Raw genomic sequence first — 19,850 nt, 5'->3', positions numbered from 1 at the left:
TTTCGCCCTCTGCACGCAGAATGGCAATAAACTTATGTATATCTAAGATACTATCATAAATACACAAAAAAGTCAATACTTAGAACAGTCTACCCCAGTGTCTTCTTCACTAATTCCCTAGTAAAGAACTCCAGCCTATCGCCAATCTCCAGAGTAATCTTTTTGTTCGTTTTAAGACTTAATCCACACATTTCACCCTCAAAGACCTCTTTCGCCTCTTGTTGCTGACGCTGCACAGAAGAAACTTCAACCTCGGCAATTTGTTCTTCGCCACGCTTTACTCGAGCCAAAAGATCCTTAGCAACCTTACCGCGCTTCACTTCACCGCCAGCAATCACTTCTTCACGCACGGTCCTAAACACACCCTTAACTTCCAGCTCGCCAATTTCAGTTTCAACAACTTCTGGAGCCAATAACGCCTCCATTGAAGCCTTAGCGTCATCCAACAATTCATAAATTACCTTAAAAATTCGCACTTCCACATGTTCACGCGCCGCTAATCGCTTAACCGCTGGTGGCAAATCGACATTAAAGCCATAAATCACTGTATTTTCACCGACCGCCAAATGAATATCGTTCTCGGAAATATTGCCAACACCCGTGCCGACGACGTGCAGCTCAACCTCACCATTTGTATCAATAAGCTTCAAACTATCAACCACAGACGTCACCGAACCCTGAACGTCAGCCTTAATGATCACATTAAAATCTTCTGCATCGTGTTTTCGATTCATCATCTTAAGGATATCCGCACCAGTAACATTAGTTGTGGCTGCCATTTTCTCCTGTTCAATTTTAGCCCTTTGCGCCAAATTGCGAGCCTCTTTTTCACTCTTCGCAATGCTGAATCCATCACCAAATTGCGGCAACTCCTTAAATCCAGTCATATTCACTGGCATACTTGGACCGGCATCCTTAACGGTTTTACCACGGAAATCTTGAAGCGTTCGGACTCGTCCATAAGCCGTCCCAGCAACCAGATAATGACCTGGCCTCAAATGACCATTTTCTACCAATAAACCAACCACGGCACCGCGACCAGTTTCCATATGAGCCTCGATCACTAGACCTTCAGCCGGAACATCTTCATCTGCGCGCAAATCTTCCATATCTGCCACCAATAAAACCATATCCAAAAGCTTATCTAAGTTCTGACCGGTTTTTGCGCTAACCTCAACCATCACAGTATCGCCACCCCATTCTTCAGGGTTCAAACCATGCTCAGATGCCAATTGAGTCTTTACCAGTTGCGGATTAGCCGCCTCTTTATCAATCTTATTAATTGCCACCACAATTTTAGCGTTAGCTGACCTAGCAAATCGAATAGCTTCAACGGTCTGAGGTTTAACTCCGTCATCTGCTGCTACCACAATAATAACCACGTCTGTAAGCGTAGCTCCGTGTTGCCTTAATGCCGCAAAAGCCTCGTGACCTGGAGTATCCAATAACGTGATAGTTCGTCCATTACGCTGTGCTTGATAGGCGCTAATATGCTGAGTAATCCCCCCGGCTTCACCAGCTGCCGTTTTATTATCAAGAATCGCATCCAATAAACTCGTTTTACCGTGGTCAACATGCCCCATCACAGCCACAATTGGTGGACGAGGAACTGCCTTATCTGACAATTTGTGCGCATGATGATGAATTTCTGCAGAGACCACCTTACGACTTAGCTGCACATCTAGACCTAGTTCCTCAACAATAATCTGCGCAGTCTCAAAATCCAGCCGCTGATTAATCGTCGCGGCAATACCATTCTTAAACAATTCACCAATTAGCGTAGTTACTGACAATCCCAGAGTTTCAGCCAATTCGCCAACCGTTACCGAATCTGCAATATTGACGATTTTTTCTGCCATAATAAGCTCCTCTCACCTCTGGGCGTAACTACGCTTCAGGGGATTTGTATTATTTTTTCTTTGATGATTTGCCGAGTGAAAGAGAAATCTTACGATTTTCCTTATCGATGTCCAAAACTGTAAATTCTTTACGCTCGTTCAACGTAAATACCTTTTCAGGATCAGTACCGTCACCACCAAGCTCTGACACGTGAACCAAAGCTTCAACCGCTGGGCTCAACTGTACGAATGCACCAAATGGAGTAATTCGAGTTACAGTTCCTTCAACTTTCTCGCCAGGCTTAAATTGCTCAACTTCATCCAACCATGGATCTTTGGTCAATTGCTTCATGCTCAAGCTCAAGCGCTCTTTGTCGATTGCAATAATCTTAGCTTCGATAGTTTGACCAACCTTTACATAGTCAGATGGATTATTAACACGCTCCCAGCTAATTTCTGAGATGTGAATCAAACCTTCAATACCTTCAACGTTAACGAATACACCAAAGTCAACAACACCTGTAACAACGCCTGTGACTGTGTCACCGATTGCTAACTTCTGGAATCGCTCCGCCAAACCTTCTTTAACCGCCTCTTTTTCAGAGAAGATCAATTTATTAGCCTTGCGGTCAGCGTCCAAGATTCGCGCTTTAATATCCCTCTTTACTAAGCTGTTCAATCGCTGCAAGATTTCGTCCTTGTCACTAGAACCTACACGAGGATAGTGTTCAGCTGACAATTGCGATACTGGCAAGAATCCGCGAATGCCTTCGTATTCAACTAGTAGTCCACCGCGGTTAGCGTCGTATGGCACAACAGTGATGATTTCACCAGATTCCAGTTTAGCCATAACTTCATCCCAACCACGATCTTTCGCAGCCTTGCGTAATGAAAGTAGCGAATAACCATCTTCCAATTCGGTATCAATTACGCTAGCAATTACTGAATCACCAACATTGTAGTTCTTTGAAAGGCTAACTTCGCGGCGTGGAACCAAGCCAACACCCAAAGGTCCTAAATCGATTAAAATTTCGTGCTTCTTTACTGATAAAACAGTACCGTCAACTGTTTCACCAACAGTAAGTTGTTTAACACTATCGCCTGCTTGAGCCAGCAGGTCATCCATTGTAATTTTGGCATCTGCCATAAGTCTTCTAAAGACCCCTTCCTTAAAATTGATATTATTCTTTAGGGACATAATAAAAATATCCCCACAGATTATCACAATTATATCACAACAGATAGATAGAAGTCAAAGCTAGATAAGATAGCGAGATCGCTGATAAGCCACCGTTAAAAACGCCAAAATACCAAAAGCCACTGCAGAAACAGCTACATCTTCTGGTCCAGTTTTTGGTAATCCTCCATTAGATTGCTTAGAAGTAGTAGAAGGAGCTGGAGTTGGAGTTGTAGATGACGGTGACTGCTGAGACTGGGAAGGTGCAGGTGTAGGAGTTGTCTTCTTCGACTCTTCAGTTTTCACGTCGGTTCGCGCCTCACCTCTTCCGCCTGATTGATTATTCGTTTTTTGATCTACAGACTGCTGAGATGTGCCGTTTTGTGAATTCTTATTACTATTCTCTGATGCTATCAAATCGCTAGAAATCGGTGATCCATCTTGTGATAAATTATTTTGCCTAATTCCGTAAAGAACAGCCAAAGATATAGCCACTAAAATAGCGCCTACTATTACAAAAACTCCAATTGATCCAATCTGATTTGTTCGCTTCATATTACATCTCCACTCAAATTTTCTTTATTATATCATAATGACCTCTTATAAGTAAAGCTGGTGATATAATAAGAATATGATTATTACGGTTGACACAGGTGGGACCAAAACATTAGTAGCCAGCTTTGACGAGGAAAAAAATCCTAAGCATATCATTAAATTCCCCACCCCTAAAAACGTAGACCAATACATTCAACGCGTTGCCAATCAAATTCATCTGATTACGAACGATAAACCAATTGATGCAATTTCTGTGGCTCTGCCAGGAGTAGTTAAAGATGGCGTGGCAGTGTGGTGCCAAAATCTCGGCTGGAAAAATCAACCTATCCGTGAGCTACTTTCCCGATATTTTCCTAATATACCAATATTCATTGCAAATGATGCCAATATGGCAGGACTGGCAAGTATGCTCAGATTGCCCAAAACTCCCAGATGCGGTCTATATATTACCCTAGGGACCGGCGTTGGCACTTCCCTAATCCTGAATGGAAATCTGCATAAAGAGCTTAGCGACTGCGAGGGCGGACATATGTCTTTGAATTACAATGGCAAGATTACCACCTGGGAAGAAATTGCTGCAGGTAGAGTTTTACAGAGAATTTTTGGCGAATTATCATCAGACACGCCCCTGGAAGTCTGGGAAGAGGTTGCCAATAGGATAAAAGCTGGATTGCAACCACTCATTGCCTTTACACAACCAGATGTCGTTGTTATTGGCGGGAGCGTGGGAGTGTTCACATCCTATTTTTCAGATATTTTAAGCGGCCTCCTGGCAGAAAACTTACCCGCCGCCATATCTGTACCAAAAATAATCAGTGCCCCTAACCCAGAAGAAATTGTATTATACGGATGCTACGACAATGCCATCAGTCAGCTTACCTCAAATTGAACACGATTTTCCAGAACTGCAATTCAAGGAGGGTGAAGTATTTTCCTGGAACCCTAATTCACAAACAGTCTATTACGAAAAATTAGATTCACAAGAAGACTTAGTGCAACTTTTACACGAAATCGCGCATGCTAAACTTGGTCATAGAAATTATCAATATGACATCCAGTTAATCGAGATGGAAAGAGCCGCCTGGGAGTATGCCGTTGATACTTTGGCGCCAAAATACGATTTAACACTCAGTATGGACGACGATAATATTCAAGATTCTTTGGATAGCTACAGGGACTGGCTACATAAACGTAGTCTTTGTCCTCACTGTAGTGCAGTTGGATTACAGACCACTTCCTCATCTTACAAGTGTATTAATTGCCACTCAGAATGGCGCGTAAATCAAGCAAAATCCTGCCAACTTAAAAGATATCAAATAAAATAAGCCTCTCATACGGAGGCTAATTTTAAGAGATTGGAGCGGTCTTATTCTGCAATTTTTTGTACTGTCTTCTTAGTACGGCGTGAAATGCGTCCGCCCTTAGCACCAGCGATACGAGCCAAAGCTGGATTTGCAGCAAAGCCACCAGTTCGACCATTTTTACCGCCCTTACGTCCGATTTTTGCGTAAAAATCTGGATCACGAGCTAGATTTTTTTGAGCAGCCTTTAAGCCGCCAGCCTTTGTTCCTGCCATAGGAAGGTTTTCCTCCGTTTTTTAAAAAAGATTTCCACATAAATTTAAATGGAAACCCTCACCTTTATATATCACACATGATATGTGTTATGTTTATATGCTAGCATATTACTAATACTTTGTCAATATTTACATAAGTAGTTTTTATTGTGAATAAAATATTGCATTTTACTGACGCGTTAGCTATACTAATAAAGTCAGTTACTGACGGCACCTGTTGGAGCTTTAGAAATTATGAGTTCCACCACAAAAAATTCTCGTTTTCTGCGAGATTCGAGAAGAAAAATATCCCATCACATAGAGGGATATTTTTTATTGCAGATTTATTCTAAAACTCTCTTAATAGATTGTCTATTCTAATCTGAGATTCTTGTGTTAACTCATTTTGCAAACCAATCCAGGCGTTAATAGCCACAGTAAATTTATCCCTGGCTATAGTAAACTGGTCGCTATCTTTCTTTTCGTTAGCCGACTTTAAATCACGCACAGCCAATAAAATAGTATCTATTTTCTTCATCACTAACTTACGTAAATCAACCTCGTCTTCTCTGGATTCTAACCTCTTCTTTGCGCCAGTCCATATTTTCTCCATAGCAATAAAGTCATTTTGCTTGGTCTTCGATAGACTATCCGACACCATACGTATTTCATCGCTCAACTCCTTATCAAATTCCATAAAGCTGACAATATTCTCTATACTCTGTATAGTTCGGCTCATCTTCTCTACCGATTTATTGCATTCTTCTGAATACTTTTTAAATCTAGCATTAACGTTCTTCTGCCAAGATATAAAAAATACCACATCGCAGCTTTGGCGTTTATTCTTTAAATCAACCAAATATTCGTTCAATTTTTCAACGGATAATTTGTCTTTTTGCAAATTAATAAACAGTGAGCTCTCCACTTCATTAGTGTTTTTTGTCACGATTTGAACATTTTCCCAAGATTTCCAACTCATGAATCCATACGCCAATATCATTATCAGCGTTATAAAACTTATGACAATAGCTAATTTAAGTGTACGGTGATTTTTTATCAATTTCATAGTTCTATCCCTAGCGTAGTTGACCATAATTCACTATCAAGCGGCCAAGGATTAAAAGCACACCCCTGTAAATCAATTGACTGCTGCTGCATAACCGCCGCTGGATTATTAGCCCCAGAACAATTCAAATGCCCATGTCCCAACCAGTGCCCAACTTCATGATTGATCACCATATGTCGATAATTACGAATATCGCCACCCGCTTCATTCCACGCTGTAGTTGCGCCAGACCATCGATTGTCATTGATAATGACAGAAGACCCAACTCGACAGCTCCAATTCGCGTCACAGCCTGACGAGAACGACGACATTAATTCAGCTTGCGACAGAACTAAATTGAAACTTCCACCCTCTTTTACCTCTTTAAAAACAATCCCCATACGCGCCCAGCCTCGATTGTCATTTAAGGTTTCGTTTACCTGTTTCGAGAATTCAGACAAATTTGATCGGACATTGCCCTTTGTTGATATTGTATATGTGACTTCTTTTTTCGCTCCAGAATTTGATTTTTTTGACGATTGAGATGTGGAGTGCCAATCTGGAGTCTGGATATCTGGTACCTTAAAGCTGGATAGCGACGACGGAGATTTTATTTCAGAGAAAATTTTAACACTAATCGCCTTCTTAGCATCACTCTTACTCTCATTGGGTGCTGTCATATTAACCGTTGGCGTTAAAGCAACAGCAATCGCCATGCCGCCAGTAGCCACCCTACACACTATACACATACTTATATTCTATCACTCGTCAAAACATACCACAAACGTTTTAAGACAAAGAAGAAAGCCACCCTATTAGGATGGCTTTCTTATAATTCGGCACCGTGCTAGTTTCCCACTTTCGCAGTATAATCGCCGCTGGGGAGCTTAACTTCTGTGTTCGGAATGAGAACAGGTGTTTCCTCCTCGCTATGGGCACCGAAGGAGGGGGTTACGACGCTTGGTTCCGTATATACTCCACGGTGGGCCAAACCCCTTTCTTCGATGTCCAACATCAGCACGGAATTGATTTTTAATTGACCAGTACTTTTGAAAAGCACCAATTACTAGTTAAGTCTACCTTATCCGCAATGTTTATGCAAGCATAAACTCCACAGACAAGGACATAAAAAGGCAATGGGACTATTAGTACGCTTCAGCTCCATACATTACTGTACTTCCACCTTGCGCCTATCAAACAGATAGTCTTTCTGTGTCCTCATAGGGAAACCTTATCTTGAGGTTAGTTTCGCGCTTAATATGCTTTCAGCGCTTATCTAGTCCGCACATAGCTACTCGACAATGCAGCAGGTGGCCACAATCGATACACCAGAGGTGCGTCCGCCCCGGTCCTCTCGTACTAGGGGTAGATCCTCTCAAGTTTCCTATCGTCCATACCGGATATAAACCGAACTGTCTCACGACGTTCTGAACCCAGCTCGCGTACCACTTTAATCGGCGAACAGCCGAACCCTTGGAAGGTGCTCCCCCTCCAGGATGTGATGAGCCGACATCGAGGTGCCAAACAGCGCCGTCTATGTGAACTATTGGGCGCTATAAGCCTGTTATCCCCAGGGTAACTTTTATCCGTTTGCGCTGTCGATCCCACATTCATGTACAAATGTACGTACAGCGGATCACTTGCTCCGACTTTCGTCTCTGATTGGAATGTACTCCTCACAGTCAAGCTGGCTTATGCGCATACACTATCACTTCGATTTCCATCCGAAGTTAGCCAACCTTTGAACGCCTCCGCTACTCTTTAGGAGGCAACCGCCCCAGTTAAACTACCCACCATACACGGTCCGCTAACCGGATAACGGTCAGCGTGAGAACACAATCACAACAAGGGTGGTATTTCACCTGGCGACTCCACAAATACTGGCGTATCTGCTTCAAAGTCTCCCACCTATGCTACACATGTTGAAACCATATTCAATGTAAAGCTGTAGTAAAGCTCCATGGGGTCTTTTCGTCCTGGTACGGACAGACGGCATCTTTACCGCCAATGCACTTTCACCGAGTCCTTCGCTGAGACAGTGCCCACATGATTACTCCATTCGTGCGGGTCAGAACTTACCTGACAAGGAATTTCGCTACCTTAGGACGGTTATAGTTACCGCCGCCATTGACTAGGGCTTCAGTTCGCACCGTGAAGCGCTCCCCTTAACCTTCCAGCATTGGGCAGGAGTCAGCCCCTATACATCCACTTTCGTGTTAGCAGAGACCTGTGTTTTTGATAAACAGTTCCGTGGGCTCTTTTGCTGCGGCCCCCACATCGTTAGATGCCAGAGGTTCGCGTTCAAAAGAACAATTCGTTTGCTCTATCTCAGAAAATTCGTTTTGTGATTAAAAATGTACTCTTTAACCTAATATTCACTGAGTGAACGCGGCTGATATCCACCGAAGTGGGGGCAGACCTTATCCCGAAGTTACGGTCGCTGTATTGCCGAGTTCCTTAGCGAAGGTTCGCTCGTAAGCCTGAGTCTACTCGACTCGAGCACCTGTGTTGGTTTGCGGTACGGGCGGCTAAGTCCACGCGTACACCTGCTTTTCTAGCCAGGGCTTTCACCAAAATCGCGACTCCGAAGAATCACTTTCACTCCCTTTGCGTTCCCGCTCGGTTGGACGGATAAACCATGAATCCGCTTCGATTACTTCCCCGTGAACAGTGTACAAAACTTAACCGGTTCAGGAATATTAACCTGATGTCCATCGCCTACGCTCTGCGCCTCGGCTTAGGCCCGACTAACCCTGAGATGATTACCATGGCTCAGGAAACCTTGCTCTTACGGCCGAGAGGATTCTCACCTCTCTTATGGTTACTCATTCCAGCATTCTCACTTCCTACCGCTCCACCGAACCTTCCGATTCGACTTCTCCGCTGATAGGAACGCTCCTCTACCACTACACACTAAGAACAAAATCAAAGTTTTTTAATCAATTTAAACCTTGGGATGATCTTTCCGTTCTTTTCAATATTATCTAAAAACATTTTCTTAGGTCTAGCCCATAATTCTCCGTCGCCATAAATGGCTCGATAAACTACAAGCTCTTCAAGCGTCTCAGTATGAACAGCTATACTTACAACAACATACTTATTGCCTTTATAGTGTTTATAGACGCTACCTACGTAAATCTCATTTTCCATAAATTGATTGTAACACAACTTTAACTTTGTACTTAGCGTGTAATCCATATCTTCGGTATAACGTTTTAGCCCCGTTACATTTTCCACGCAAGATCTCTTGACTAGTGAGCTGTTACGCACTCTTTAAATGAATGGCTGCTTCTAAGCCAACATCCTAGCTGTTTAAGAAATCTCACCTTGTTTCCCACTGAACGTTAATTTAGGGACCTTAGATGATGGTCTGGGCTGTTTCCCTTTCGAGCACCGATCTTAGCACCGATGTTCTAACTGCCGTGATTACACACATGGTATTCGTAGTTTGTTAAGGGTGGGTACAGTTGCCCGCCCCAGTCCTTTACAGAGCTCTACCCCCATGTGCTACTAACACGACGCTAGCCCTAAAGCTATTTCGAGGAGAACCAGCTATCTCCGAGTTCGATTGGCATTTCACCGCTAACCACAAGTCATCCAAACACTTTGCTGCGTATCCTGGTTCGGTCCTCCACCACCTGTTACAGTGGCTTCAACCTGCTCATGGTTAGGTCACCCGGTTTCGGGTCTAATCCTTACAACTTATTCGCCCTATTCAGGCTCGCTTTCACTGTGGCTCCGTCAATTGACTTAACCTCGCTGTAAAAATTAACTCGCTGGATCGTTCTACAAAAAGCACGCCGTCACCGGACAAGCCGGCTCCGACTCCTTGTAGGCACTAAATTTCAGGATCTATTTCACTCCCCTCCCGGGGTTCTTTTCACCTTTCCATCACTGTACTAGTTCACTATCGATCGTATATTATATTTAGCCTTGGCTGGTGGTCCAGCCAGATTCAAACAGGGTTTCTCGTGCCCCGTCCTACTCGATAAAACATACATAAGGTCAGCGTCGTTTTCATATACACGGCTTTCACGTTCTTTGGCTAGTCATTCAAACTATTCTACTAACCACGCCGATTTCTTACCTTACTAACCGTTGATAGCCAGTTATCGCAAATCAGATTATTTGAACGAATCAAATTCTCTGACTTGGTCATATGTAATATCACAACCCCTTGTAAGTATTCGTCTATCAACTTATTTGCCTAAATTAATAGGCAAAAACTTAAAAGGTTTGGGCTGTTGCGATTTCGCTCGCCACTACTTTCGCAATCGTTATTTACTTTCTCTTCCTCATCCTACTAAGATGTTTCAGTTCAGATGGTTCCCGCTCGCTTGCCTATGTGTTCAGCAAGTGGCAACATGACATGACTCATGCTGGGTTTCCCCATTCGGAAATCCCCGGATCAAAGCTTGTTGACAGCTTCCCGAGGCTTATCGCAGTCTTCCACGTCCTTCATCGGTAATATACGTCTAGGCATCCATTTAGTGCCCTTGAGTACCTTTTTATGCATTGACTTAACTAGTAGTTGCTACTTTGCAATTACTACTACCGTCAATTAAAAACTCAATTTCTTTTACTCTCAAATTGTTAATGATCAGTGCCTCACACATTTGAGTGCACAATCGACAAGTCAATAAATTGACAAACCTATCTACACTCAGATGTTTTCTCACTGCCCTCGCACGTTTTGCAGCGTATTGCCAGAGGTTCGTTCGAACATTCGCTTAACTAATAATCAACTATACAGCAGCTGAGATTCTTTTGCAAGGGTTTTTTCAAAGTTTTTTCGACTTTTTTTGCTTTTTATTAAAATCAGTACCAATCGCCTCAGAAATACTAGAAAAACCATCATTTCTTAGCAGCTGAGACAGCTCGCGATTCATCCGCCCAATTAGCTGCGGACCTTCGAAAAATAGTCCAGTGATAAGCCCAACCAGGCTAGCCCCTGCCTTAATCTTAGCGTATGCATCTTCGGCCGAAAAAACTCCGCCAACACCAATAATAGTTAGTTTATCTCCATAATTTTTATACGCATGCCTAATCAACTCTAAACTATGTGCACGAGTAGGTTCGCCGCTTAATCCTCCCCTAATATCATCAGTCAAAGGATCTTTAAGATCTACCCTCTTACGATCCTTTATTAAATTAGCGACCGTTACACCCTGAATATTATGCTCAACAATAACCTTTAATAACGAGTCGAATTGCTTCAAATCATACAAATGTGGCATTTTAATCCAGAAAGGAACATTTCTCTCTACGGAATCTAATTCACTCAATAAAGACTCCAGAGTATCAGCATATATAAACGGCTCCTTGCCGGCGTTCGGGCAAGAAATATTAATCTCTATAACACTTGCCAAGCTGTTTTCTACGATATAACTAACCGCTTTTTTTACGTCCCGAATTATATATTCTTCCGAAACGACTGGCCCAAATTTGTCTTTCGTGGATTTATCAGCAATGACAGCTACAGACGCAACCGTCGGCATTGATTTAACTTTAGGTCTGTTTAATTCAATATAATTACTAATCTTATCTAGCCCGTAATTTGGCATGCCAGCATACACAACTACAGATTTAGTATTCGGTAATCGATGAAACCATGGTCGAGGATTTCCTCTTCTCGGCTCCATAGTCACGGATCCACCAGAAGCAAACCCAAATCCAACGTCTTCCATTAAAGGCGACAGCTGTACGTTTTTATCAAATCCTGCTGACAGTCCTATTGGGTTATTAAATACAACTCCATCAATTTCCTGCTGTAGCGACTTATCTTGGAAGCTCCATAACTTACGAATAATCCATCTAATGGGGAAAAATGTTTGTGCCATGCGTCCACAAAAAATAATGAGTTTGTGCGTAAAGTCTGGTGTTAATAAAAATAATATCGGCTTAATAATACGCTTATACATATTCTACGAGTATAACTATCTATGCTTTATTAAGCAAGGTTACTTGTAAACAAAAAATCGCCTACTCGGCGATAATCCTGACTATCTATGATTGGTGGGCGCTGAGGGACTCGAACCCCCGACCCTCTCGGTGTAAACGAGATGCTCTAGCCAACTGAGCTAAGCGCCCATATTAAAAATATGGTGGGCGATGAGGGACTTGAACCTCCGACCTCGTCATTATCAGTGACGCGCTCTAACCAGCTGAGCTAATCGCCCTCATTCGTCTTGGTGGAGTGTCGTGGACGTAAGCCCACTTCACCCCATATGGTGGAGACACAGGGACTCGAACCCTGGACCCCCTGCTTGCAAAGCAGGTGCTCTAGCCAACTGAGCTATGTCCCCATAAATTGCCAAGACTTTTTAATTGTACAGTATCTTTTTAATTCTGACAAGTGTATAATTAATAATATGTTATATCAATTTAGTTTTGGCTCATTATTTTTTGGGATTTTAGTTTTAATTGCTGGTGGAATCGTCGTCATTTTTCATCAAAAATTAGCCGACAATCTGGGAAGTGGCGTAAGTAGCTATGATCGTTTCAAATTTTGGGGACTTGTTACATGTGGAGTAGGGTTCGCTATTATGCTCAGCCTACACACTATCCCATTAAACTGGCTACTAAACTCCCTTTTTGGCGGCGGACTATAATAAGCATCAGTAAAAAGCATAAATAGCCAAAAATTATTGGCTATTTTTTATAATCACAACTCTACCAAAATATTAGATTTTAATTAAATCTACCATATAAAAAGCCCCTCATAGAGGGACTTTTTCGTTTAACAACTTGATTGTGCAATTCATCAATCGGTTTATCGTAGAGAAGGTTTTGAACTTTGTCTCGTCCCTAAAAGGACTATTGTAAATATGTAAGCTCGACACATTTACGAGACCGACCTAGCTCAATCTGTGATTGCTCGACAGATTGGCATCGTTACTCCCTAGAAAGGAGGTAATCCATCCGCACCTTCCGGTACGGATACCTTGTTACGACTTAACCCCAATCATGCCCCCCACCTTAGGCCGACGAATCGGACTTCGGGTGTTGGTCACTTTCATGGTTTGACGGGCGGTGTGTACAAGACCCGGGAACGTATTCACCGCAACTTGCTGATTTGCGATTACTAGCGATTCCGACTTCATGCAGGCGAGTTTCAGCCTACAATCCGAACTGGGACTAGCTTTGATGCGATTTGCTTCACCTCGCGGCTTCGCTGCGCATTGTACTAGCCATTGTATTACGTTTCTAGCCCAGGACGTAAGGGAAATACTGACCTGACATCATCCCCTCCTTCCTCCCCGTTACCGGGGCAGTCTGAATAGAAAAATACAACTATTCACAAGGGTTGCGCTCGTTGAAGGACTTAACCTAACATCTCACGACACGAGCTGACGACGGCCATGCATCACCTGTCACAGGGTTCCAAAAGGCACAGTCTACTTTCGCAGACCTTCCCTGGATGTCAAGCCCTGGTAAGGTTCTTCGGTTATCATCGAATTAAAGAACATAATCCACCGCTTGTGCGGGTCCCCGTCAATTCCTTTATGTTTTAGCCTTGCGGCCGTACTCCACAGGCGGGATACTTAACGCGTTAGCTTCGCTACTGAAGGGGTCGATACCTCCAACAGCTAGTATCCATCGTTTACGGCGTGGACTACCCGGGTATCTAATCCGGTTCGCTCCCCACGCTTTCGTGCCTTAGCGTCAGAAATGGCCCAGTAACCTGCCTACGCCATCGGTGTTCCTTCTAATATCTACGGATTTCACTCCTACACTAGAAATTCCAGTTACCTCTACCATTCTCGAGTTTAACAGTTTGAATAATAGTCTGTATGGTTGAGCCACCAGGTTTCACTATTCACTTATTAAACCGCCTACGCAACTCTTTACGCCCAGTCACTCCGGATAATGCTTGCACCCTACGTATGACCGCGGCTGCTGGCACGTAGTTAGCCGGTGCTTATTCATGAGTTACCGTCATATTCTTCACTCATAAAAGAAGTTTACAACCCGAAGGCCTTCATCCTTCACGCGGCGTTGCTCCATCAGGCTTTCGCCCATTGTGGAAGATTCCTCACTGCTGCCTCCCGTAGGAGTCTGGACCGTGTCTCAGTTCCAGTCTGGCTGATCATCCTCTCAGACCAGCTATGGATCGTCGGCTTGGTAGGCCATTACCCTACCAACTACCTAATCCAACGCAGGCTTCTCCCAAAGCGCCCGAAGGCTTTAATCCGAAGACCATATGCGGCATTAGCTACCCTTTCGGGCAGTTATTCCTCACTTTGGGGCAAATTCCTACGCGTTACTCAGCCGTCCGCCGCTCGCCGACATTTTACACAAAACTCTTGAATAAATCTTCTGTACTACTCAGAAGCTTCCAGAATTCAGTGTAAAACTCGCTGCCGCTCGACTTGCATGTGTTAGGCACGCCGCCAGCATTCATCCTGAGCCAGGATCAAACTCTCCGTTAAAAATCTACTTTGTATCAAAGTATTAAGGCTCTACAAAAATATAAACTGACGATGATATTGCACAATCAAATTGTTAAAGTTCATCTTAAGTCAGACTGAAGTATGATTTACCTCGCTTTACAGATTGTAAACCGTTGCTTAACTCGCACTCCAGCAACCAGACTTGTTACTAATCTTACAGTATATAATTGTCTAGGTCAATAGATTTTTACAATTATTTTGTTGCGAAAAATACAACGGCAGCCACAACCACACCAATAGCCGCCCCAGCCGCTACTTCCACAGGGGTATGACCATGAGCAATACGAAGTTTTTTCAACTTACTACCCTGCTCTGAAATCAGTTTATTAAGTGTTTCGCCCTGCATTCCAGACGAATAGCGAACCATCATGGCATCATACATCACTACAATAGCCAGCCAAGTAGCTAGTCCAAATATAGAACTATCCCAGCCGTCTTGTAGCCCCAGAAATACCGCCAACGACACGACAATCGCACTATGAGCGCTTGGCATACCTCCAGATAGAAGTATTTTCGGGTTTGTATCACCGCTAAATACTCGACGATTTCGCCCCATGAGATGAAACACTTGCTTCAGCCCTTGAGATATTGCCCATGCAATTACTGGGACTATCAAGACTTTCATTATTAGTTACCCTCATCCTGCGGGCGATCAGCCATCAAGCCGATTGACGACACGGCATCGCCATCAGATAGACGCATAATCGTCACACCCTGAGTTGTCCTTCCGAGTAGCTTAATATCACTCAAACCTAGACGGATAGTTTGACCACTCTGAGAAACCAATAGTGCCTCTGTTATTTCTGGATCAATTGTCTGAACGGAAATAATCGGGCCGGTTTTTGCAGTTACGACTGCGGCTTTTATACCGACTCCGCCACGCTTATGACTCGGGAAATTCGATACCTTCGTGCGCTTGCCGAAACCTTTTTCGCTAACCACTAGCAAGGTTTGATCGTCACCTGTGACGATATCCATACCAACAACAGAGTCGTTTGGACGCAATCTGACGCCGCGGACACCACGAGCTGATCTACCCATTGGGCGCGTATCTTTTTCGTTAAAGCGAATGGCTTGTCCTGCAGACGTAGATATAATCACATCATTTTCGCCAGTCGTCCTCTTTATCCAGCGCAGTTCATCGCCTTCATCTAGCTTAATTGCAATCAATCCATTCGTACGAATATTGGCATAATCTTTCACAGGAGTCTTCTTAACTGTACCCTTCTTTGTCGCCATGAACAGATAGCCGTCATCATTGGCGTTCTTTTCGTGCTTGATAATTGCCGTTATCTTCTCTTCTGGCTGAAGTTGCAATAAGTTAACGGCCGCAACACCCTTCGCACTCAAGCTGGCGGCTGGTACTTCGTAAGCCTTCAGCCGGAAAATCCTACCCATATTAGTGAAGAATAGCAAATAATCATGCGAGCTTGCCTGGACAACTTGATCAATGACATCTTCTTCCTTAGTCGTCATACCACGCTTACCTTTACCGCCACGATTTTGCCTACGATAATCACTTACTAAGGTTCGCTTGATGTAATTTTCGCTTGTAAGCAGAATTACCGACTCTTCCTCTGGAATCAATTCCTCGTCAGAGAACTTTCCTAATTCGTGATTAATAATCTTGCTGCGTCGCTCATCGCCATACTTTTCTTTCATGGCAAGCAATTCTTCCTTAACGACACGCAAAATCTCGTTCTCGTCAGCCAAAATTGCTTCCAACTTCTTGATCAGTTCATGAAGTTGTTTCAATTCTTCTTCAATCTTGTCGCGCTCCAATCCCTGCAATCGTCGTAGTTGCATCGCCAAAATTGCGGCCGCTTGAATTTCCGACAAACCGAATCTCTCCATCAAACGCTTGTCGGCATCATCATAACTTTCGCGAATCGTCTTAATCACCTCGTCAATATGATCAAGCGCAATTTTCAAACCTTCCAATATATGAGCTCGTTCCTTAGCTTTTCGAAGTTCAAACTCAGTCCTGCGTCGAATAACGCCTTGACGATGCTTAATAAACTCCGCCAAAATCTCTTTCAAGCCCATAACTTTAGGCTGAATACCATTGACCAAAGCCAGGACATTATAATGGAATGATGTCTGTAATCCAGTCAATTTATACAACTGGTTAAGAATCTTCTTTGGGTAAGCGTCTTTCTTCAGTTCAACAACAACTCGAACCTTACCACGAGCACTTTCATCTCGCGCATCGGCAATGTGCGTTATTTTTTTGGCAAGGACAAGTTCTCGAACCTTATCAACAAAGCCTTCCTTGCTCATACCGTATGGAACTTCGGTGATTATAATACTGTAACGGCCATTTTTGCGCTCTTCAATCGACGCAACCGCACGAATCGTAACTGAGCCGCGCCCAGTTTCATATGCTTGACGCATTGGCGCACCACCATAGACTTCCGCACCTGTCGGAAAATCAGGACCCTTAATATGTGTCAATAGTTCATCTAATGTAATTTCAGGATTATCTATTTGGGCGACTGTAGCGTCAACCACCTCACTAAGGTTGTGCGGTGGAATATTCGTCGCCATACCAACAGCAATACCCATCTGACCGTTCAGCAGGATATTCGGAACGGCCGACGGCAAAACCACCGGTTCTTTCTCTGTTCCGTCGAAGTTATCGCGAAAGTCAACAGTTTCTTTGTCAATGTCAGACAGCAACTCGCCACCAATTTTATCCATTCGCGCCTCAGTATAACGAGAGGCTGCTGGCTCATCACCATCCATTGATCCGAAGTTACCTTGACCCTCAACCAGCGTATAGCGCATCTTCCAAGGTTGAGCCAAGTTCACCATAGCGTCATAAATTGATGAGTCACCGTGCGGATGGTAGTTACCCATCACTTCACCGACGATCTTTGCCGACTTCACTGTAGCATGAGGAGCACGCCAACCGTTCTTATTCATCGCATATAAAATACGACGATTAACAGGCTTTAGTCCATCACGAACATCCGGTAAGGCACGGTCAATAATAACCGACATGGAATACTTAAGGAAGGAGTCCTCCATAACACGCTCAACTGTCGACTTTTCAATACCGCGAACTTCTGGTTCTTCATTCAGAATTTCTGGTTCTACTATATTTTTATTGTCATTATCCGCCATATCTCCTCCTTAAAAGTCCAAATCTTCCACATTAACCTTAGCGGCATTTGTTTGAATAAAATTTTTCCTCAATTCTACACTATCACCCATAAGCTTCGTAAATATCGCGTCTGCACGTTCTGCGTCCTCAATATTAACCTTCACTAATGTTCGGTTTTCTGGATTCATAGTTGTTTCCCATAATTGGGCGGCATCCATCTCGCCAAGACCCTTAAATCGTTGCTGCGCCGTATAGCCTGCTTGCTTAAATCTTTCAGCATTTTCATCAATTTTTATACCTGCAGCCTTACGTTCATTAATCTTTTCGTTCAATTTTTGCTCGAGAGCCACTTCATCATAAACATAGTCTATCTTACGATTGCTACCAGTTCCTCTACTTAGACCAAATAGAGGCGGCTTCGCCAAATACACATGACCCGCTTCAATCACTTCAGACATGTATCGGAAGAAGAATGTCATCAAAAGTGTAGAAATGTGCGCACCGTCAACATCAGCATCTGTCATGAAGATTATCTTGTCGTAACGAATACCACTGATATCAAATTGGTCGCCAATTCCAACGCCCATAGCCTTAATCAACGAAACAATTTCAGCATTAGCGAACATTTTATCAAACCTTGCGCGCTCGGTATTTAATACCTTACCGCGAAGAGGAAGAACAGCCTGAATAGTTGAATCGCGACCATCCTTAGCCGAACCTGCAGCTGAATTACCCTCAACAATAAATAATTCACAATCTTTTCGATTACGGGATGAGCAGTCTGTCAACTTAGAGGGTAGATTTAAGCCTTCAAATGCCCCCTTACGGATAACGTTGTCGCGCGCAGCTCTTGCCGCCTTACGAGCTCGCGCCGCCAGCGTAGCCTTGCCGACAACCTTCTTAGCCGTAGCTGGATTTTCTTCCAAATAATACGCGAAATATTCGCTCATTACCTGATCTACATAGCGGCGCATCTCTGGATTGCCAAGTTTGTTCTTAGTCTGACCTTCAAACTGAGGATCTGGCAATTTCACCAGAATAACTGCCGTCAAACCTTCGCGAATATCATCGCCAGTCAGATTGTCTTCTTTTTCTTTAAGCAAGCTATTCTTGCGCGCATAATCATTAATTACGCGAGTGAGAGCCGTTCGAAAACCAACCAAATGAGTACCACCATCAGGCGTTAAGACATTGTTAGCAAAGGGTTTCACCACTTCAACATATGTATCATTATACTGAACAGCGATCTCTACCATGCAATCTTCAACCTGCTTCTCGACATAAAATATATCGTCCGATAAAACATCTTTACCAATATTCAGGTTCTTTACATAACTCTGAATACCGCCCTCAAAGTAGAAAGCTTTTCGTTCACCAGTTCGCTCATCAACAACTGACGTATAAATACCCTTTGTAAGATATGCCTGATGACGAAGATAGTTAACAACCCATTTATAGTCAAAATTAACCGTCTCTTTAAAGATAGTTGGATCTGGATAAAACGTAATTGTCGTTCCAGTAGTATCAGACTTTCCAACAACTTCCAGGTCTGTCTGAGGTACCCCTGTTGCATATTCTTGACGATAAATCTTGCCATTTTTTCTAACCTCAGCAATCATACGCGTAGATAGCGCATTCACAACACTAGAACCAACACCGTGAAGTCCAGACGAAACCTTATAGCCGCCGCCACCAAACTTACCGCCGGCATGCAAGATTGTTAATACCGTCTCTAGCGTACTCTTACCCGTCTTTGGGTGTTTATCGACAGGAATACCACGACCATCATCAGATACTCGAACACCACCATCCTTTAACAAAGTTACTTCAACCTTTGTAGCATAACCAGCGATTGCCTCGTCAATTGAGTTATCGGCGATTTCCTTAATCAAGTGATGTACGCCCTCATACCCCGTACTACCGATGTACATTCCTGGACGCTTACGAACCGGCTCAAGACCCTCTAGAACCTGAATTTGTGAGCCATCATAAGATTGTTCGTTTGTTTGTTTAGTCATATCTCCCTCACTATTACCTGAATTATCAGCTCTTTTCAATAACCTTATTATACATCAAAATAGATATATTCTCAAACTATTTACTTTTTTAGTATGCTTATGT

13 protein-coding genes, 3 tRNA genes and 3 rRNA genes are annotated in these 19,850 nt (G+C 43.4%); 3 read left to right on the top strand and 16 right to left on the bottom strand.

The window, feature by feature from the left end:
- Positions 1-89: 89 nt before the first annotated feature.
- The 3 genes from infB to LR957_RS00425 all read right to left on the bottom strand — a co-directional run bounded on the left by infB (position 90) and on the right by LR957_RS00425 (position 3,570).
- The gene (gene infB / locus LR957_RS00435) at positions 90-1,859 is read right to left on the bottom strand and encodes a translation initiation factor IF-2 (RefSeq protein ID WP_232273032.1); all 1,770 of its coding nucleotides are present in this window, start codon (positions 1,857-1,859) and stop codon (positions 90-92) included.
- 49 nt (positions 1,860-1,908) lie between these two features.
- Entirely contained in the window at positions 1,909-2,985 is a 1,077-nt protein-coding gene (locus tag LR957_RS00430) for a 30S ribosomal protein S1 (RefSeq protein ID WP_232273031.1), read from the bottom strand.
- A gap of 111 nt (positions 2,986-3,096) precedes the next feature.
- Positions 3,097-3,570, bottom strand: coding sequence for a hypothetical protein (locus LR957_RS00425; protein WP_232273030.1), 474 nt, complete (start codon positions 3,568-3,570; stop codon positions 3,097-3,099).
- Positions 3,571-3,646: 76 nt separating this feature from the next.
- On the opposite strand from LR957_RS00425, the gene LR957_RS00420 reads away from it, so the two are divergent.
- A complete protein-coding gene (locus tag LR957_RS00420; protein WP_232273029.1) occupies positions 3,647-4,459 on the top strand; it encodes an ROK family protein in 813 nt (270 codons plus the stop codon).
- Entirely contained in the window at positions 4,431-4,895 is a 465-nt protein-coding gene (locus LR957_RS00415) for a hypothetical protein (protein ID WP_232273028.1), read from the top strand. Before LR957_RS00420 ends, LR957_RS00415 begins: the two co-directional genes overlap by 29 nt.
- Before the next feature lie 41 nt (positions 4,896-4,936).
- On the opposite strand, the gene LR957_RS00410 is transcribed toward LR957_RS00415, so the two are convergent.
- The 9 genes from LR957_RS00410 to LR957_RS00370 form a co-directional block, all read right to left on the bottom strand.
- The gene (locus tag LR957_RS00410; RefSeq protein WP_129637339.1) at positions 4,937-5,146 is read right to left on the bottom strand and encodes a con-10 family general stress protein; all 210 of its coding nucleotides are present in this window, start codon (positions 5,144-5,146) and stop codon (positions 4,937-4,939) included.
- Positions 5,147-5,474: 328 nt separating this feature from the next.
- The gene (locus LR957_RS00405; RefSeq protein WP_232273027.1) at positions 5,475-6,191 is read right to left on the bottom strand and encodes a hypothetical protein; all 717 of its coding nucleotides are present in this window, start codon (positions 6,189-6,191) and stop codon (positions 5,475-5,477) included.
- A complete protein-coding gene (locus LR957_RS00400) occupies positions 6,188-6,919 on the bottom strand; it encodes a DUF3152 domain-containing protein (protein ID WP_232273026.1) in 732 nt (243 codons plus the stop codon). The genes LR957_RS00405 and LR957_RS00400 overlap by 4 nt, the downstream gene beginning before the upstream one ends.
- An 85-nt stretch (positions 6,920-7,004) precedes the next feature.
- A 5S ribosomal RNA gene (gene rrf, locus LR957_RS00395) occupies positions 7,005-7,113 on the bottom strand.
- Between the two features lie 181 nt (positions 7,114-7,294).
- Positions 7,295-10,681, bottom strand: a 23S ribosomal RNA gene (locus LR957_RS00390).
- Between the two features lie 270 nt (positions 10,682-10,951).
- Positions 10,952-12,091 carry a dihydroorotate dehydrogenase (quinone) gene (pyrD, locus tag LR957_RS00385; protein WP_232273025.1) on the bottom strand — a complete coding sequence of 380 codons (1,140 nt, stop codon included), beginning with the start codon at positions 12,089-12,091 and terminating at the stop codon, positions 10,952-10,954.
- A 92-nt stretch (positions 12,092-12,183) separates the two neighbouring features.
- Positions 12,184-12,260, bottom strand: a tRNA-Val gene (locus tag LR957_RS00380).
- Positions 12,261-12,272: 12 nt separating this feature from the next.
- Positions 12,273-12,349, bottom strand: a tRNA-Ile gene (locus LR957_RS00375).
- A 49-nt stretch (positions 12,350-12,398) separates the two neighbouring features.
- Positions 12,399-12,475: transfer RNA gene (locus tag LR957_RS00370), tRNA-Ala, on the bottom strand.
- Positions 12,476-12,541: 66 nt separating this feature from the next.
- On the opposite strand from LR957_RS00370, the gene LR957_RS00365 reads away from it, so the two are divergent.
- Complete coding sequence (locus LR957_RS00365; RefSeq protein ID WP_178143173.1) at positions 12,542-12,781, top strand: hypothetical protein; 240 nt, start codon at positions 12,542-12,544, stop codon at positions 12,779-12,781.
- Positions 12,782-13,075: 294 nt separating this feature from the next.
- On the opposite strand, the gene LR957_RS00360 is transcribed toward LR957_RS00365, so the two are convergent.
- From LR957_RS00360 to LR957_RS00345, 4 genes are all read right to left on the bottom strand, one after another.
- Positions 13,076-14,602 (bottom strand): 16S ribosomal RNA (locus tag LR957_RS00360).
- Positions 14,603-14,816: 214 nt separating this feature from the next.
- Positions 14,817-15,248, bottom strand: coding sequence for a divergent PAP2 family protein (locus LR957_RS00355; RefSeq protein ID WP_232273024.1), 432 nt, complete (start codon positions 15,246-15,248; stop codon positions 14,817-14,819).
- A gap of 2 nt (positions 15,249-15,250) precedes the next feature.
- Positions 15,251-17,749 carry a DNA gyrase subunit A gene (gene gyrA, locus LR957_RS00350; RefSeq protein WP_232273023.1) on the bottom strand — a complete coding sequence of 833 codons (2,499 nt, stop codon included), beginning with the start codon at positions 17,747-17,749 and terminating at the stop codon, positions 15,251-15,253.
- Positions 17,750-17,758: 9 nt separating this feature from the next.
- A complete protein-coding gene (locus tag LR957_RS00345; RefSeq protein WP_232273022.1) occupies positions 17,759-19,747 on the bottom strand; it encodes a DNA gyrase/topoisomerase IV subunit B in 1,989 nt (662 codons plus the stop codon).
- Positions 19,748-19,850 lie beyond the last annotated feature (103 nt).

The sequence above is a fragment of the Candidatus Nanosynbacter sp. HMT-352 genome (assembly GCF_021222645.1).
Classification (GTDB): domain Bacteria; phylum Patescibacteriota; class Saccharimonadia; order Saccharimonadales; family Saccharimonadaceae; genus Nanosynbacter.
The sequence above is the reverse complement of the archived record's forward strand: the minus strand, read 5'-3'. Positions and strand labels throughout refer to the sequence as shown.

What these genes read in the sequence shown, in the direction of transcription:
- infB (WP_232273032.1), bottom strand. Translation starts at nt 1,859, where the DNA reads ATGGCAGAAAAAATCGTCAATATTGCAGATTCGGTAACGGTTGGCGAA.
- LR957_RS00430 (WP_232273031.1), bottom strand. Translation starts at nt 2,985, where the DNA reads ATGGCAGATGCCAAAATTACAATGGATGACCTGCTGGCTCAAGCAGGC.
- LR957_RS00425 (WP_232273030.1), bottom strand. Translation starts at nt 3,570, where the DNA reads ATGAAGCGAACAAATCAGATTGGATCAATTGGAGTTTTTGTAATAGTA.
- LR957_RS00420 (WP_232273029.1), top strand. Translation starts at nt 3,647, where the DNA reads ATGATTATTACGGTTGACACAGGTGGGACCAAAACATTAGTAGCCAGC.
- LR957_RS00415 (WP_232273028.1), top strand. Translation starts at nt 4,431, where the DNA reads ATGCCATCAGTCAGCTTACCTCAAATTGAACACGATTTTCCAGAACTG.
- LR957_RS00410 (WP_129637339.1), bottom strand. Translation starts at nt 5,146, where the DNA reads ATGGCAGGAACAAAGGCTGGCGGCTTAAAGGCTGCTCAAAAAAATCTA.
- LR957_RS00405 (WP_232273027.1), bottom strand. Translation starts at nt 6,191, where the DNA reads ATGAAATTGATAAAAAATCACCGTACACTTAAATTAGCTATTGTCATA.
- LR957_RS00400 (WP_232273026.1), bottom strand. Translation starts at nt 6,919, where the DNA reads ATGTGTATAGTGTGTAGGGTGGCTACTGGCGGCATGGCGATTGCTGTT.
- pyrD (WP_232273025.1), bottom strand. Translation starts at nt 12,091, where the DNA reads ATGTATAAGCGTATTATTAAGCCGATATTATTTTTATTAACACCAGAC.
- LR957_RS00365 (WP_178143173.1), top strand. Translation starts at nt 12,542, where the DNA reads ATGTTATATCAATTTAGTTTTGGCTCATTATTTTTTGGGATTTTAGTT.
- LR957_RS00355 (WP_232273024.1), bottom strand. Translation starts at nt 15,248, where the DNA reads ATGAAAGTCTTGATAGTCCCAGTAATTGCATGGGCAATATCTCAAGGG.
- gyrA (WP_232273023.1), bottom strand. Translation starts at nt 17,749, where the DNA reads ATGGCGGATAATGACAATAAAAATATAGTAGAACCAGAAATTCTGAAT.
- LR957_RS00345 (WP_232273022.1), bottom strand. Translation starts at nt 19,747, where the DNA reads ATGACTAAACAAACAAACGAACAATCTTATGATGGCTCACAAATTCAG.